Origin of the sequence: Pseudomonas syringae pv. cilantro, assembly GCF_001293775.1 — a bacterium.
In the GTDB taxonomy this organism is placed as follows: Bacteria; Pseudomonadota; Gammaproteobacteria; order Pseudomonadales; family Pseudomonadaceae; genus Aquipseudomonas; species Aquipseudomonas syringae_P.
Genome location: NZ_LGLN01000071.1, coordinates 80,876 through 95,442, shown reverse-complemented (window position 1 = coordinate 95,442; position 14,567 = coordinate 80,876). Strand labels below are relative to the sequence as shown.

The 14,567-nt window shown below is 59.2% G+C and carries 14 protein-coding genes; 4 read left to right on the top strand and 10 right to left on the bottom strand.

Translation table 11 applies throughout. From position 1 onward, the window contains the following. Positions 1-166: 166 nt before the first annotated feature. From ABJ99_RS19325 to ABJ99_RS19290, 8 genes are all read right to left on the bottom strand, one after another. Positions 167-1,216, bottom strand: a complete 1,050-nt coding sequence (locus ABJ99_RS19325) for an AI-2E family transporter (protein ID WP_054087179.1) — start codon at positions 1,214-1,216, stop codon at positions 167-169. 156 nt (positions 1,217-1,372) lie between these two features. Further along, positions 1,373-2,203, bottom strand: coding sequence for a DUF4892 domain-containing protein (locus tag ABJ99_RS19320; protein WP_080378221.1), 831 nt, complete (start codon positions 2,201-2,203; stop codon positions 1,373-1,375). Between the two features lie 127 nt (positions 2,204-2,330). Further along, entirely contained in the window at positions 2,331-3,185 is an 855-nt protein-coding gene (locus tag ABJ99_RS19315) for an alpha/beta fold hydrolase (protein ID WP_054087177.1), read from the bottom strand. Beyond that, positions 3,182-3,991, bottom strand: a complete 810-nt coding sequence (locus tag ABJ99_RS19310; RefSeq protein ID WP_054087176.1) for an alpha/beta fold hydrolase — start codon at positions 3,989-3,991, stop codon at positions 3,182-3,184. Before ABJ99_RS19310 ends, ABJ99_RS19315 begins: the two co-directional genes overlap by 4 nt. 197 nt (positions 3,992-4,188) lie before the next feature. After that, on the bottom strand, positions 4,189-4,632 hold the full coding sequence (locus ABJ99_RS19305; protein WP_054087175.1) for a hotdog fold thioesterase: 444 nt from the start codon (positions 4,630-4,632) through the stop codon (positions 4,189-4,191). 86 nt (positions 4,633-4,718) lie between these two features. Then, a complete protein-coding gene (sixA, locus tag ABJ99_RS19300) occupies positions 4,719-5,174 on the bottom strand; it encodes a phosphohistidine phosphatase SixA (RefSeq protein ID WP_054087174.1) in 456 nt (151 codons plus the stop codon). After that, on the bottom strand, positions 5,171-5,515 hold the full coding sequence (locus ABJ99_RS19295) for a DUF4389 domain-containing protein (protein WP_054087173.1): 345 nt from the start codon (positions 5,513-5,515) through the stop codon (positions 5,171-5,173). The genes sixA and ABJ99_RS19295 overlap by 4 nt, the downstream gene beginning before the upstream one ends. Positions 5,516-5,540: 25 nt before the next feature. Then, positions 5,541-6,566, bottom strand: coding sequence for an NAD(P)H-dependent glycerol-3-phosphate dehydrogenase (locus ABJ99_RS19290; RefSeq protein ID WP_054087172.1), 1,026 nt, complete (start codon positions 6,564-6,566; stop codon positions 5,541-5,543). Between the two features lie 288 nt (positions 6,567-6,854). On the opposite strand from ABJ99_RS19290, the gene ABJ99_RS19285 reads away from it, so the two are divergent. From ABJ99_RS19285 to fabB, 3 genes are all read left to right on the top strand, one after another. After that, entirely contained in the window at positions 6,855-8,774 is a 1,920-nt protein-coding gene (locus tag ABJ99_RS19285) for an ATP-binding protein (RefSeq protein WP_054087239.1), read from the top strand. Positions 8,775-8,999: 225 nt separating this feature from the next. After that, on the top strand, positions 9,000-9,515 hold the full coding sequence (fabA, locus tag ABJ99_RS19280; protein ID WP_054087171.1) for a 3-hydroxyacyl-[acyl-carrier-protein] dehydratase FabA: 516 nt from the start codon (positions 9,000-9,002) through the stop codon (positions 9,513-9,515). A gap of 10 nt (positions 9,516-9,525) precedes the next feature. Further along, on the top strand, positions 9,526-10,749 hold the full coding sequence (gene fabB, locus ABJ99_RS19275) for a beta-ketoacyl-ACP synthase I (protein WP_054087170.1): 1,224 nt from the start codon (positions 9,526-9,528) through the stop codon (positions 10,747-10,749). Between the two features lie 442 nt (positions 10,750-11,191). On the opposite strand, the gene ABJ99_RS19270 is transcribed toward fabB, so the two are convergent. Next, a complete protein-coding gene (locus tag ABJ99_RS19270) occupies positions 11,192-11,920 on the bottom strand; it encodes a dienelactone hydrolase family protein (protein ID WP_054087169.1) in 729 nt (242 codons plus the stop codon). Between the two features lie 92 nt (positions 11,921-12,012). Next, positions 12,013-13,920: a molecular chaperone HtpG gene (htpG, locus tag ABJ99_RS19265; protein WP_054087238.1), complete on the bottom strand. Its 1,908-nt coding sequence runs from the start codon at positions 13,918-13,920 to the stop codon at positions 12,013-12,015. Between the two features lie 314 nt (positions 13,921-14,234). Between htpG and ABJ99_RS19260 the strand changes: the two genes are divergently transcribed. After that, on the top strand, positions 14,235-14,495 hold the full coding sequence (locus ABJ99_RS19260; protein WP_007250002.1) for a hypothetical protein: 261 nt from the start codon (positions 14,235-14,237) through the stop codon (positions 14,493-14,495). Positions 14,496-14,567 lie beyond the last annotated feature (72 nt).

Genomic DNA, 14,567 nt, shown 5'->3' with positions numbered 1-14,567 from the left:
TCAGTGCCATCGTGATAAAAAAAAGCGCTTTCGTTTATGGGCAGTGATTATGAACGAGGCATGACGTTGTGTTGCAGCGTAGATTTGACGCAGCGCGTCCAGAACGCATGCCGACGCGAAGCATCGGCATGATAGTGAGTCAGGTTTGTGTATTAACGATGAGTGCTCAACGCGAGTTACGCGCCCGTTCGCTGCCTACCCAGTCCGTCAACAGGCTGTACGCCACTGCCAGCAAGGTCGGGCCGATGAACAGACCGATGAAGCCGAAGGCCAGCAGCCCGCCGAACACGCCGAGCAGGACAATCACCAGCGGCAGGTTACCGCCTCGGCTGATCAGGTAAGGTTTGAGCACGTTGTCAACACCACTGATGACGAACATGCCCCAGATCCCCATGAACACCGCCATACCATATTCGCCCTGCCAGACCAGCCAGGCGGTAGCAGGCAGCCAGACCAATGGCGGCCCCATCGGAATAAGGCTGAACAGGAAAGTCAGAATGCCCAGCACCAGTGCGCCGGGAATGCCCGCGATCAGGAAGCCGATCAGTGCCAACACGGCTTGCGCCGCTGCGGTGCCGATGACGCCATTAACCACCCGCTGCACCGTACCCGCCACCAGATCCAGGTAATATTGCGCGCGATCGCCAATCAGGCGTTCGAGCAAACTGAGCACAAAGGCCGCCAGACGCGGGCCATCGCGGTAGAAAAAGAAGGCGAAGACGATGCTCAGGGTCAGTTCCAGAATGCCGCCGCCAATCTGCGCACTGCGCGCCAGCAGCCAGTTGCCGACTTCACCCAGATAAGGCTTGAGCGTGGTCATGAAGGCTGCGCCCTGCTGATCGATGGTGGTCCAGAGCGCCACCAGCCGTTCGCCCACCAGCGGAATCCCCGCCAGCCATTGCGGTGGATCGGGCAACCCGTCGACCTGGATGTTCTTGATCAGTCCGGTGGCATCGCGCACGTGGTCGGCGAGATTGAAGCCCAGCCAGACCAGTGGGGCTGCAACCAGCAGCATCCAGCACAAGCTCATCACCAATGCGGCCAGCGACTCACGGCCCTTGAACCAGCGCGTCAACAGGCGCATCAGCGGCCAACTGGCAAAGGCCAGCACCGCGCCCCAGACCAGCGCCGACCAGAACGGCGCCATTACCCAGAGACAGGCACCAAACAGCGCCAGCAGCAGAATCTGCACCAACAGACGGTCATTGTTGAACATGCGGCATCCACTAAAGAGGGGTCAGAGCGTGCGAGCATAATGGCGAAGTTGTTTATTCGCTATCGTCACTAGGGTCTGTTCCCGTTTCNGCGTCCTGCGCCTGGCCTGGCGAGATTTGGCCCAGCAACGCGGCTCGTGATGAAACGGGAACAGACCCTAGCGGATAACCTCGATCTTGAGCCCTTTGCCCTCGGCAATACCGGTCTCCAGCCGGGCAGCACGCACGCCCTTGGTGATCAACGCGTCCAGCCAGGCACTGGCGCTGGCACCGGACACCGTTGCGCGCAAGCTGCTGTCCAGATTCAGGGCGCGGGACACAAGCGTGACCCAGGCGCCCTGTGGCTCGCCGACCAGGCTGGGCAGTTCCAGCTTGCCGGTGCTTTTGAGTTGGCGCAGCAGCGTGGCCGAGGTCGGCAACAGTTCGCCCAGCGGCGCGGCGGATTCGAATTGTTCGACATGCAGGTAGGCCCGACGGTTACCCCGGGTGATGCTGTAAAGCGCTACCAGCGTGTCATTTCTAGGCTCGGCCATGCGCAGCAGCAGGTAGGCCTGGCGGTCATCGGCGCCATACAGCTTGGCGTTGCCGAACACCTCATTGGCCCACAGGCTGCTTTCTCCGCAATCGCGTGCCTGACACCAGAACAGCAGCTCCGCGCCCTGCTGCTGCAACGCTTCGCGGGCAGCGGTGAAGGCATCGTCGGATGTCCGCTCGGCAGGCAACTGATACGTGACCGAGGTCAGCTTGCCACGCGCATTGACCTGACCGTCGAAACGCAACTGGCCACTGATCTTGCGGATAGAGCCGAGCGGGTAGACCCGTTCAAGCTCGGCAGCCGGCCGATAGTCGACGATCTCCGTGTCGGCCAGACGCGGCAGGATATCGAGGTCGCTGCTGCCTGGCAGGTCGGCAGCGCACAGCGCAGCACTGAACATCGCCGTGCATACCACAACGACGGAAATACGTGGTAAACGCATGAGGGCTCTCATTGGCGGGCAGAACAGTAACAAGAATAGAAAGAATCGCCAGCAAGGCGGTCACGAGAGACTGCGGATTGATCCATCACGGTTGACTCCTGTTTCAACCCGTCCAGCGTCGACAGTTGCCGCCTGCAAGTCAAGGCGCAGCGAAAAAGCGATTGATACAGTGTGCAACAGAACGTGCGCCCTGCTCGTCGTCGAGGTGCAGATGATGACCGCCGTCGAGCTGTTCGATCTCGATAGGCAGCCCGGACAGCACCTCCTGATTTTTTGCCAGCATGCCGTCCGCTGCGATCAGCAACTGTGTCGGACACCGGATGCCGCGCACGAAAGCCATTGCCTGCTGCTGAGTGAGACGTGTCGCCGATGGCAGGGTCAGGCGGCTGTCGCTGCGCCAGGTATAGCCCCCGGGCACCGGCATCAGACCGCGTTGCGCCAACAACTCCGCCGCTTCGCGACTGACCGCGACCACTCCTTTCATACGCGCCTGAATCGCCCGTTCCTGATCCGCGTAGACCGGTTTTTGCTTGCCCGCCAACCGGAGTTGCGCCTGCAGCGCTGCGCCCATGCGCTCGGCGGCCGAATCGGCATCGCCGGTCAACGGAATCAGGCCATCGATCAGTGCCAGCCGCGTCACACGCTCCGGCAACGACCCGGCAAGCAACACCGAAATGATGGCGCCCAGCGAATGCCCTATCAGAGCAAAACGCTGCCAGCCCAATTGCTCCGCCACCTGCAACACATCAAACACATAGTCGGCCAGCGCATAGGAAGAACCGGCCGGTCGATGACCGGAGTAACCATGCCCGGCCAGATCGAGCGCCACAATGCGCAGCCCGGTCAGACGCGGTGCCAGCCGGGCAAAACTGTTGGCATTGTCGAGCCAGCCATGCAGCGCGATCACCGGCTGACCGTCTTCCGGGCCGAACAGATGGGCAGCCAGTTCGATGTGGCCAAGATTCAGGCGCACCTCCTCGACCGGCAACTTCATGCATGCGCCCCTTGCAGACGTCGAGCCTCCCAGCGAGTGAACAGCGATTTGAGTAGCTGCGCCGTTTCATCAGGACGCTCCAGTGGAAACATATGCCCTCCCGGCATGGACAAGTATTCGCCTTCGCGCATGCGTCTGGCCAGGTAGCCATGATGCGGCATGATCACCCGGCTGTGGCGCCCGCGCACCATGGCCAGCGGCACTTTGAGCTGGCGGGACGGTAGCGGGCTGGTGTGCGGAATGCTGCGGTAGATACTGATTTCGGTCGCCGGGTCGAAGCGCAGGCGCAACTGCTCGCCATCCTGCCGCAGACCATGTTGCAGATAAGCCGTCAGGCAGTCGGGATCGAAGCGCCGAAACAGGGTCTTGCCAGCGAAGTAGGCGCGCGCCGAGGCCAGATCGTCAAAGGCTTCGCGCCGTCCCAGCGTGCGCCCCGCCGGAGTGATGCGGTCAATGAAACCCAGACGCTTGGCGGCGCGGATGAACCATTGATCAGCCAGCCCCAATACCGGTGAGTCCAGCATCACCACGCCCAGATAGAGTTCCGGACAGCGCAACGCCGCATGCAGATGCAGCACGCCGCCCAGCGAATGCCCAACGCCCCACACCGGCCCCGTCTGCTGGCGAAGATGGTGAATCAGCTCATCGACGAGATTGAGCCAGTTATCGTCCACCGGAAAGCGTGGGTCATGGGCGTGCTGCTCAAGATGAGCCACCGAATACTCCGGTGTCAGTGCAGAAAACAGCTTGCCGTAGGTCGCCGAAGGAAAGCCATTGGCGTGAGCGAAGAACACGGGTTGCGACATGCCGATACTTCCATGGGCGGGCGAGTCACGATTGTGCGCAGGCGTCCTGAAAAACGGCAATGACCGGAACTGCCATCGCAGGTGACACTCCGGCCATCGGATACGTTGCTTGCGTGGAACATTCGGAAACCCGGAGAAATCGGCCTATTCGGCAGTCCGTCCAGACTTGCAATACCGACCATAACAGCTGAAAACACTTAACTGACGGGGGGTTCCTTGCCATGCGCTACCACCGCCACCGTCAGGCGTGAAATGCAGCTCAGCTTGCCTTCCTCGTTACTGATGCGGATGTCCCAAACGTGAGTGGTCCGGCCTATATGCACGGGTCTGACCACCCCGGTGACGCGTCCGGCGCGCACGCCACGCAAATGGTTGGCGTTGACTTCAAGACCCACACAAAAGTATTTGCTCGAATCGACGAGCAGGTAACTGGCCATCGAACCCAGCGATTCGGCCAGCACCACCGAAGCGCCACCGTGCAACAGCCCGAACGGCTGATGGGTTCGCGCATCGACCACCATACTGGCGGTGAGTGAGTCGTCAGTGAATGACTCGAAGCGAATATCCAGCACTTCGCCAATGGTGTTTTTCTGAGCCGCCATGAGGGCTTCGATATCGGGAGCCTGACGCCATATGCTCATGTTCAGTCCTTTTACAGAGTGGTGCCGACGCTTGGGGAGCGCTGGCGTTTGATGGCTGGATGCCTGCAGAGGCTTAAAGCCTTCGCTTAGACATGCCGAACGCTATTGAGCGTCATGCCGCCGGCAATGGCAAATTCGCCTTGCAGTTCTGCCAGACTGGCAGTGCTCATCGGCTGCGCCTGCTGCGCGCTGCCGTGTGCCAGCACAGCGATCAGTTCGCCCACCAGCGGCTGATGACTGACCAGCAGCACCTCATCAACGCCCAATTTATCGAGCTGCGCCAGCACCTGACGCGGGGTACTGTCGGGCGTCAGCCAGGGCACGGTGGTGACCGGCTCGCTGAAACCCAATGCCTGGCGCACCAGCCCGGCCGTCTGCTGCGCCCGAACATAAGGGCTGGCGATAATCCGCTGTACGCCCTTGTCACTCAGGTGAACCGCGCTCTTGAGCACTTCCTCACGGCCATGTGCGGTCAGTTCCCGCTCGGCATCGCTGCGCGCCCGGGACTGGGCTTCGCCATGGCGTAAGACCCAGACCTTCACAGTTTTGGCTCTTCATCACGCACCGGGTGCGGCGCTGGCGCGACCTGATGCGCGGCCTCGCCCTCTGGTAAGCGGGGTGTCGGCCAGTCGGCAAACGGCCAGGGTTTCTGGTCACTGTGAAAGGTGCCGAAACGCCCGATTTGTGCCAGATACTGGCTCAGGCTGTCGCCAAAATTCATCAGGCTGCCACTGGGCGCCGCATAAATCAGGCGGTAGCCCAGTTGCACCAGCACCACGACCGCCAATACGATCTGCGCCACGTGCCACACACCCAGAAACAGCAGCATCCATAAAATGCGCAGCAGGATCGACTCGTTGTTGTGGATTTTCGACGCGTTCAAGAGGTTCTCCCTGATCAGACTGGATTCAATTAAAGCCGGTAATCGAGATGAAATCGACGTCCGTCTTCGGCTCGGCACGCATCAGCGCTTCGATGACCTGACTGAGCGTACGGCCTTCGAAAAGGATCGCATGCAGCCCGGCGACCAGCGGCATATACACCTGCACCTCTTGCGCCTTGACCTTGAGCACCTTCAGCGTGTTCACACCCTCCGCCACTTCGCCCAGACGGGTCACCGCCTCGTCGAGCGTCAAGCCCTGGCCCAGCGCGAAGCCGACCTGATAATTGCGGCTTTTGGGTGATGAGCACGTAACGATCAGATCGCCCACCCCTGCCAGTCCGAGAAAGGTCATCGGGTTGGCCCCTTGGCTGACCGCAAAACGTGTCATTTCCGCCAGTGCCCGGGTGATCAGCATGCTCTTGGTGTTTTCACCCATCTCCAGCGCCACTGCCATGCCGGCAATGATCGCGTAGACGTTCTTCAGCGCCCCACCCAGCTCGACGCCGAAACGGTCGGTACTGGCATAGACGCGAAACGTGCGACCGTGCAACGCCGCCTGAACCTGCTGGCAGAGCGCCTCGTCTTCGCTGGCGACCACAGTGGCGGTCAGCGCGTGCTCGGCGATCTCGCGGGCCAGATTGGGGCCGGACAGCACGCCGATGCGCGCTTGCGGAACGATTTCTTCGAGGATCTGGCTCATCAGTTTGAAGCTCTGCGCTTCAATGCCCTTGGTCAGGCTGACCAGCATTTTGCCGTTCAGGCGCTCGACGTGCGGCGAAAGCACATCGCGCAGGGCACTCGAGGGCAAGGCGACGAAAATCAGTTCGCTGCCTTCGATTACAGCGGTCAGGTCAGTGACCGGCTCGACTTCCGGACGGACTTTGATGCCCTTCAGGTAACGAGGATTTTCGCGATTCACCCGAATGGCTTCCGCCTGCTCGGGATCGCGCATCCACTGGCGGACCTGATGACCATTTTCGGCCAGCAGATTTGCGATGGCAGTGCCGAAGCTGCCACCACCAAGAACCGCGACGGGTTGCTGTGTGGTCATAAAAACTATCCATCCAGAGCCATTGAAAGGCGATGCAGGTATTATACGGAGCGCCACGCTATCAGCCAGCGACAAAGGGTAATTGCTGCGTACCCGCAGCGTGTCTGACAACGTGGCGGCTGGAAACCCGGGCGATCTCGGTTAACATGCGCGCAACCCGCATGAACCCTCGCGACATTCGGCGCCCGTTCTGGTGCTGCAGTGCCGATACGCGACCACCGAGCACACTGGCATGGAAGCAGCAATCGATTGGCAGGCGTATCGCCTTGTGCGCAAGGCTTGCAGCCTGTGACGTTTCGTCATTGGGACATCAATATCCGCACCCAGATCATCAGCCTCGGCCCGGCCCTGTTGCTGACGGTGCTGTTGATCGGCTTCTTCACCTTTGTGCGCATTCAGGATTTACGCCAGGAGCTCAATCACACCGGGCAGCTGATCGCCAATCAACTGGCTCCGGCCGCAGAACCCGGCGTGGCAACCGATGATATCGACGGCCTGAAAGTGCTGATGCGCGCAACCCTGTCGATGCCCAACGTCCGCTACGTGGAAATTCAGGACAGCTCCAACACAGTCATGGTCTACATCGATCAACCCCGTGAAGACGAGCAGCAGACTCGCCAGATGGAAATCTTTCAGGCCCCGATCTATCGGCAGCACGCGACACCTCATGGTACTCGTGCAACCGGGCGGAAGATGCCGGACAGCGCCTCGCAAGACCCTCAGGGGCGGGTGCTGGTAGGTATGTCCAGCGAGGCCTTCAGCCGGCGCCAGCAAGAGATACTGCTCAAAGCGGCGATCCTGGCGCTGTGTGCCTTGCTGTTTACCTTCCTGTTTGCGCGGCGTCTGGCATTGAGCCTGTCCCGCCCCATCAGCGACATGGCTGGCGCCCTCGAGGCCATTCAGCAAGGCGATTACCACACCCCCCTGCCCGTCAGCGACGATGCGGAACTGGGTGCACTGGCACGGCATATCAATGATCTGGCAGACAACCTGCACCGGACCAGTCTCGAACAGCAGCGCTCGGTGGCACAACTGATTCAGATGCGTGAAGAGGCTGAACAGGCCAACCGCGCAAAATCGGATTTTCTGGCCATGATGAGCCATGAACTGCGCACCCCCATGAATGGCGTGCTGGGTATGTTGCAGCTCATGGAAACTACGCGCATGACCGATGAGCAAAGCGAGTACGCAACGCTGGCAACCGAGTCCACGGAACATTTATTGCGGGTCATTAACGACATCCTCGACTTCTCGCGAATTGAACGCGACGCCCTGCAGATGGAAGGCATCGCATTCAACCTCGCGGAGCTGGTCAGTGCGTCGACCCACGCCTTCAATCACAGCGCACTGCAACGCAAGCTGCTGCTCAAGCTGCATATTCAGCCAGGGCTGGAAGCGCTGACGGTAGTCGGCGATCCGACCCGGATTCGGCAGATTCTGGTCAACCTCATCGGCAACGCGCTCAAGTTCACCGAGCAGGGAACTGTCAGCGTGGATGCCGAATGGGCAATGCTCGACCACGACCAACTGCGTTTCACCTGCACCGTGCATGACAGCGGCATCGGCATCGAGGCCGACCGGCTGGAGTCGATGTTCGATGCATTCCGGCAGGCCGACAGCTCGATTTCCAGGCGCTATGGCGGAACCGGGCTCGGCTTGCCGATTGCCCGCACGCTGGCCGAACGCATGGGCGGCACCCTGCGGGCACAGAGCGAAGAAGGCTCAGGCTCAGTGTTCACCCTGCAAATCCCGCTGGCTGTTTCGCGCGACGTGCCCGTCGACGTCAGCGAGCAACCTTCTGCGCTCGGCGCGCACGACGGGCAGCGCAAAATATTGCTGGTCGAAGACAATCCGGTAAATCGCACCGTGGTCCAGGCCATGCTCCACCAGATGGGTTGCGAAGTTGACGTGGCGGTCGATGGCGCCGAGGCCGTGCTCAAGGCGGGCACGGGATGTTACGCGCTGATTCTGATGGATTGCCGACTGCCGGTCATGGACGGCTACGAGGCGACCCGACGAATCAGGCAACTTTCCGGGCTCGATCGAATCCCAATCATTGCCTTGACCGCCAATGCCTTGCAGGGTGACCGGGATGCCTGTTTACAGGCCGGCATGGATGACTACCTCGCCAAACCGTTCAAACACGCTGATTTACAGAAGGTTTTGCTGCGCTGGTTGTCCTTTCGGGTAGCTGCGACTGGCGATTGATGTAGAATTGCGGCAGTCTTGGCAGCCGGATAGGCCAGTAAATACGGCCGGACGACAAAACTCAGTGCACAGGTGTACTTTGATTTCGCCTGAGCTGTGACTTTCATTACAACGCAACAGTCTATGAGTAGGCTGCCGGACAGGGTTCTGACGAATCAGTCCCCCGGGACCGGCTTCGGGCCACTGGCTTTGGAACCTGCCGAACAGGATTATTGAGGAGCTCGCATGACCAAACAACACGCCTTTACCCGGGAAGACTTGCTGCGCTGCAGTCGCGGCGAGCTGTTCGGCCCAGGTAACGCGCAACTGCCCGCCCCCAACATGCTGATGGTTGATCGCATTACGCACATCAGCGAGGAAGGCGGCAAGTTCGGCAAGGGTGAGTTGGTCGCTGAACTGGATATCAACCCTGATCTCTGGTTCTTTGCCTGCCACTTTGAAGGCGATCCTGTCATGCCTGGCTGCCTGGGCCTCGATGCCATGTGGCAACTGGTTGGCTTTTACCTCGGCTGGCAGGGCAATCCCGGCCGTGGTCGCGCCCTGGGATCAGGCGAAGTAAAGTTTTTTGGCCAGGTTCTTCCGACTGCCCAAAAAGTCACTTATAACATTCATATCAAACGCGTCCTGAAGGGCAAGCTGAACCTGGCTATTGCCGACGGCTCGGTCAGTGTCGACGGTCGCGAAATCTATACCGCCGAAGGCCTTCGGGTCGGCGTATTCACTTCCACTGAAAATTTCTAAGGGTACTCGCATGCGCCGCGTCGTTATCACTGGTCTGGGTATTGTTTCCTGCTTGGGCAATGACAAAGAAACCGTCACCGCCAACCTGCGTGCTAACCGCCCTGGCATCCGCTTCAACTCGGAATATGCTGAGATGGGTCTGCGCAGCCAGGTGTCTGGCTCTATCGACCTGAACCTGGAAGAACTGATCGATCGCAAGATTTTCCGTTTTGTCGGCCATGCGGCTGCCTACGCCTATCTGGCGATGCAAGACGCCATCACCGACTCTGGCCTGACCGACGAGCAGGTTTCCAATGTACGTACCGGCCTGATTGCCGGTAGCGGCGGCGCGTCGACCCTGAACCAGATGGAAGCGCTGGATATCCTGCGTGAGAAAGGCGTCAAACGCGTCGGCCCGTACCGTGTCACACGGACCATGGGCAGCACCGTTTCGGCTTGTCTGGCCACGCCGTTCAAGATCAAGGGTGTGAACTACTCCATCTCGTCCGCCTGCGCTACCAGCGCACACTGCATCGGTACTGCTGTCGAGCAGATTCAACTGGGCAAGCAGGACATCGTGTTTGCCGGTGGCGGTGAAGAAGAGCACTGGAGCCAGTCGTTCCTGTTCGACGCCATGGGTGCGCTGTCGACCCAGTACAACGAAACCCCGGAAAAAGCTTCCCGCGCCTACGACGCCAAACGTGACGGTTTCGTCATTGCCGGTGGCGGCGGTATGGTCGTCGTCGAAGAGCTGGAACACGCACTGGCACGCGGCGCGAAAATCTATGCTGAAATCGTCGGCTACGGTGCTACCTCCGATGGCTACGACATGGTTGCGCCGAGCGGTGAAGGTGCGATTCGCTGCATGCAAATGGCGCTGGCCGGTCTCGACAAGAAAGACGTCGACTACATCAACACCCACGGCACATCGACCCCGGTCGGTGACGCCAAGGAAATGGAAGGTGTGCGCGAAGTGTTTGGTTGCGACGCCCCGGCCATCAGTTCGACCAAGAGCCTGTCTGGTCACTCTCTGGGCGCTGCCGGTGTTCACGAAGCGATCTACTGCCTGCTGATGATGGAAAACAATTTCATCGCGGGCTCGGCCAACATTGACGAGCTGGACCCGGCGATTGCCGACATGCCGATCCTGCTCAAGACGCGTGAAGACGCGAAGATCGATCTGGTCATGAGCAACAGCTTCGGCTTCGGCGGCACCAACGCTACGCTGGTACTGAAGCGCTGGGCGGGCAAGTAACACCGCCCTTGCAAGATAAAAAGGCGCCTTTCGAAGGCGCCTTTTTTATGGCGATTCCGACTCGACTTCGTCGGGTTCCTTCGCGTTAAAAAGCGCTTTGATTGATCAACTATCGTGTGACGCTACGCGTCGCATGCCGTTCTGGACGCTCTGCGTCCGATCTTGAGTGTGCGGTGTAGATCGGTGACGCTGCGCGTCATACAGCAGTTCTGCGGTGCCAGTAGTATTTGCGTCTGATTCAGGTCACCTTTGCGCCCTTACGGCGCCTTACTTTGAGGGATCAAAGTAAGCAAAATCCTGGCTCCGTTTCCGGCCCNGCGTCGTCAGTGCCATCGCGATAAAAAAGCATTTATGTGCAATGACTGCGGGTAAGCCATGACGCGGTGCTGAGGCATAGATGTGACTCACCGCGCACGCAAGATCGCACGCAGAACGTCCGGCTTTAACCGAACACTTCACCCAGCAAATCATGCATCGACTTGAACGCACGTGCGGACACTTTGGCGTCGTACATCATCATGCCTGGCACATTGGCGTGCGGGTCGGTGAATGAGTGGAATGCTCCGCCGTAGCTGTGCAACTGCCAGTCGACGCCGGCGGCGTTCATTTCGTCTTCGAAAGCAGGCAACTGCTCCTTCGGCACTAATGGGTCGGAAGCGCCGTGCAGGACCAGCACCGAGCCCTTGATGTTTTTTGCATCGGCCGGGTTCGGCGTGTCCAGTGTGCCGTGGAAGGATATGGCGGCTTTCAGTTCGGCACCGGTGCGCGCCAGCTCCAGCGAGCAGCAGCCACCAAAGCAGAAGCCGAAGGTTGCGATGTTGCCGGTATCCAGCGACACATCTGCCTGACTCAACAACTGGTCAAGTCCTGCCTGCATACGCTTGCGTAGCAGCGCACGATCCTCCTTGAGCGGCGTCATGGCGGCGCCCGCCTCGTCATTGTTACTCGGACGAACCTGCTGACCGTAAAGATCAGCCAGCAGCACCACATAACCCTTCTCGGCCACAGCCTTGGCAATGTCCTCGGCGCCCTGGCTGACGCCCATCCAGTTGGGCGCCATTAGCAGGCCCGGTTGCGGCGCAGTCGCGTTGGCGTCGTACACCAGACGGCTTTCATAAGGCTGGCCATCAATCTGATAAACCACCGAACGTACATTGATAGTGCTGCTCATTACTGACTCCTGATCACTGAAAGGATGGAAAAACGTGTCACGGGCATTTGAAACAAAAAACCCGCCGAAGCGGGTTCCTTGTCAACCGGCTATCAAACCGACAGTTCTACCAACAACTTGTTCAGACGGCGCACGTAAGCGGCAGGATCCTTGAGGCTATCGCCCGCAGCCAGCGCTGCCTGATCGAACAGGATGTGCGACAGATCACCGAAACGCTCTTCGCTCTGCTCCGCATCCAGCTTGCCGATCAGCGGGTGGGCCGGGTTGAACTCGAAGATCGGCTTCGACTCCGGAACTTTCTGCCCGCTGGCTTCCAGAATCTGACGCATCTGCAGCCCCATGTCCTGCTCGCCAATGGCCAGAATCGCTGGAGAATCGGTCAGACGATGGGAGACCCTAACTTCACTCACCGCATCACCAAGCGAGGCTTTCAGGCGCTCGATCAGGCCTTCTTTATCTTTGGCGATCTCTTCCTGCGCCTTCTTGTCCTCTTCGGAGTCAAGATTGCCCAAGTCCAGGTCACCGCGCGCCACGTCGACAAAACTCTTGCCGTCGAAATCGCTCAGGTAGCTCATCAGCCACTCGTCGATACGGTCGGTGAGCAACAGCACTTCGATGCCTTTCTTGCGGAAGACCTCAAGGTGCGGGCTGTTCTTGACCTGCGCGTAGGATTCGCCAGTGAGGTAATAGATCTTGTCCTGACCTTCCTTGGCACGCGCCAGGTACTCGGCCAGAGACACACTCTGCTCGCCGCTGTCGTCTGACGTCGATGCAAAACGCAGCAGACCGGCGATTTTTTCCTTGTTGGCAAAGTCTTCTGCCGGACCTTCCTTGAGGACCTGGCCGAAGTTTTTCCAGAAACCCTTGTACTTTTCCGGCTCGTTTTTCGCCAGTTTTTCCAGCATGTCCAGCACGCGCTTGGTCAGCGCCGATTTCATCGAATCGATGATCGGGTCTTTCTGCAGGATTTCGCGGGAAACGTTCAGCGACAAGTCATTGGAATCGACCACGCCCTTGACGAAGCGCATGTACAGCGGCAGAAACGACTCAGCCTGATCCATGACGAACACGCGTTGCACGTACAGTTTCAGGCCGCGTGGCGCTTCACGCTGATACAGATCGAACGGCGCGCGGGCTGGCACGTACAGCAGCGAGGTGTATTCCAGCTTGCCTTCGACCTTGTTATGGCTCCAGCTCAGCGGATTCTCGTAATCGTGCGCGACATGCTTGTAGAACTCTTGGTATTCCTCATCCTTCACCTCGGTGCGCGGACGGGTCCAGAGTGCGCTGGCGCGGTTGACGGTTTCCCATTCAAGCGCCGGTGCTTCTTCGCCCTCGGCTGCCGGAGCCTGCTCTTTGGGCAACTCGATCGGCAAGGCAATGTGGTCGGAATATTTCTTGATAATGTTGCGCAGACGGTAGCCATCTGCGAACTCGTCCTCACCGTTTTTCAGGTGCAGCACGATACGGGTACCGCGATCGGCTTTCTCGACGTTGGCGACTTCGAACTCGCCCTCGCCTTTGGACGACCAGTGCACGCCTTCGCTGGCTGGCAGGCCGGCACGACGGCTGAACACTTCGACCTGATCAGCAACGATGAATGCCGAGTAAAAACCCACACCGAACTGACCGATCAGGTGCGAATCCTTCTTCTGGTCGCCCGACAGGTTTTTCATGAAATCAGCGGTACCGGACTTGGCGATGGTGCCCAAATGGGTGATCACATCTTCACGGCTCATACCGATGCCGTTGTCTTCAAGGGTAACGGTCTTCGCGTCCTTGTCGAAGCTCACGCGGATCTTCAGCTCGGCGCCACCTTCCAGCAGCTCAGGCTTGGACAACGCTTCAAAACGCAATTTGTCGACCGCGTCAGACGCGTTCGAGATCAATTCGCGAAGGAAGATTTCCTTGTTGGAATACAGCGAATGGATCATGAGGTGCAGCAGCTGCTTTACCTCGGTCTGGAAGCCCAGGGTTTCCTTTTGAGTTTCCACACTCATAATCATCAAACTCCGATCTGGATGGCATAAGCCGTCAGGTTCAGGCATCGGCCTGCATGACAGCGGGTAGTCATCAAGGTGGGGGCTGGGTTGAGGATTTCAAGAGCAAAAAATACCTGCGCGCTGTTTTACGGGTGGAAAAACGCGGTGAAACAGATGGATCGACGCGTTACCGCGAGGGTTGTATTTCTGTCTGTCTGCCTGGCCTGTAACGCCCATGGCACAGACGTCGCGGATATTCTGCGCGCGTCTGGAACTTAACGGCCTGGCGCACGCTCTTAGGCACATGAATAATCAATAAGGAGACACACCCCATGCGTAAAACTTTAGCCTATGCCTTGATGCTTTCTGCCACCCTCGGCCTCGCCGCTTGTGACAAAAAATCCGAAAACACTCAGCAAGACGCCAACAAGGCTGCTCAAGAGTCCCAAGAGTCGATGGCTAAGGCTCAGGACAAAGTGAATGATGCAGCCAAGGAAAGCCAGGAAGCTGCTCAGAAAAACGCGGAAGCCGCACAACAGCGCGCCGCTGAAAACGCCGACAAGGCGCCAGAGGCAGCTCCAGCCACCAAATAAGGCTGGCAAGCTCGCAGAACTGAAAAGGCCCGCGTTAAGCGGGCCTTTTCATTGGGGCGTTTTAACACTCAG

Coding starts and splice junctions, on each gene's coding strand:
- ABJ99_RS19325 (WP_054087179.1), bottom strand. CDS start 1,216: ATGTTCAACAATGACCGTCTGTTGGTGCAGATTCTGCTGCTGGCGCTG.
- ABJ99_RS19320 (WP_080378221.1), bottom strand. CDS start 2,203: ATGAGAGCCCTCATGCGTTTACCACGTATTTCCGTCGTTGTGGTATGC.
- ABJ99_RS19315 (WP_054087177.1), bottom strand. CDS start 3,185: ATGAAGTTGCCGGTCGAGGAGGTGCGCCTGAATCTTGGCCACATCGAA.
- ABJ99_RS19310 (WP_054087176.1), bottom strand. CDS start 3,991: ATGTCGCAACCCGTGTTCTTCGCTCACGCCAATGGCTTTCCTTCGGCG.
- ABJ99_RS19305 (WP_054087175.1), bottom strand. CDS start 4,632: ATGAGCATATGGCGTCAGGCTCCCGATATCGAAGCCCTCATGGCGGCT.
- ABJ99_RS19290 (WP_054087172.1), bottom strand. CDS start 6,566: ATGACCACACAGCAACCCGTCGCGGTTCTTGGTGGTGGCAGCTTCGGC.
- fabA (WP_054087171.1), top strand. CDS start 9,000: ATGACCAAACAACACGCCTTTACCCGGGAAGACTTGCTGCGCTGCAGT.
- fabB (WP_054087170.1), top strand. CDS start 9,526: ATGCGCCGCGTCGTTATCACTGGTCTGGGTATTGTTTCCTGCTTGGGC.
- ABJ99_RS19270 (WP_054087169.1), bottom strand. CDS start 11,920: ATGAGCAGCACTATCAATGTACGTTCGGTGGTTTATCAGATTGATGGC.
- htpG (WP_054087238.1), bottom strand. CDS start 13,920: ATGAGTGTGGAAACTCAAAAGGAAACCCTGGGCTTCCAGACCGAGGTA.
- ABJ99_RS19260 (WP_007250002.1), top strand. CDS start 14,235: ATGCGTAAAACTTTAGCCTATGCCTTGATGCTTTCTGCCACCCTCGGC.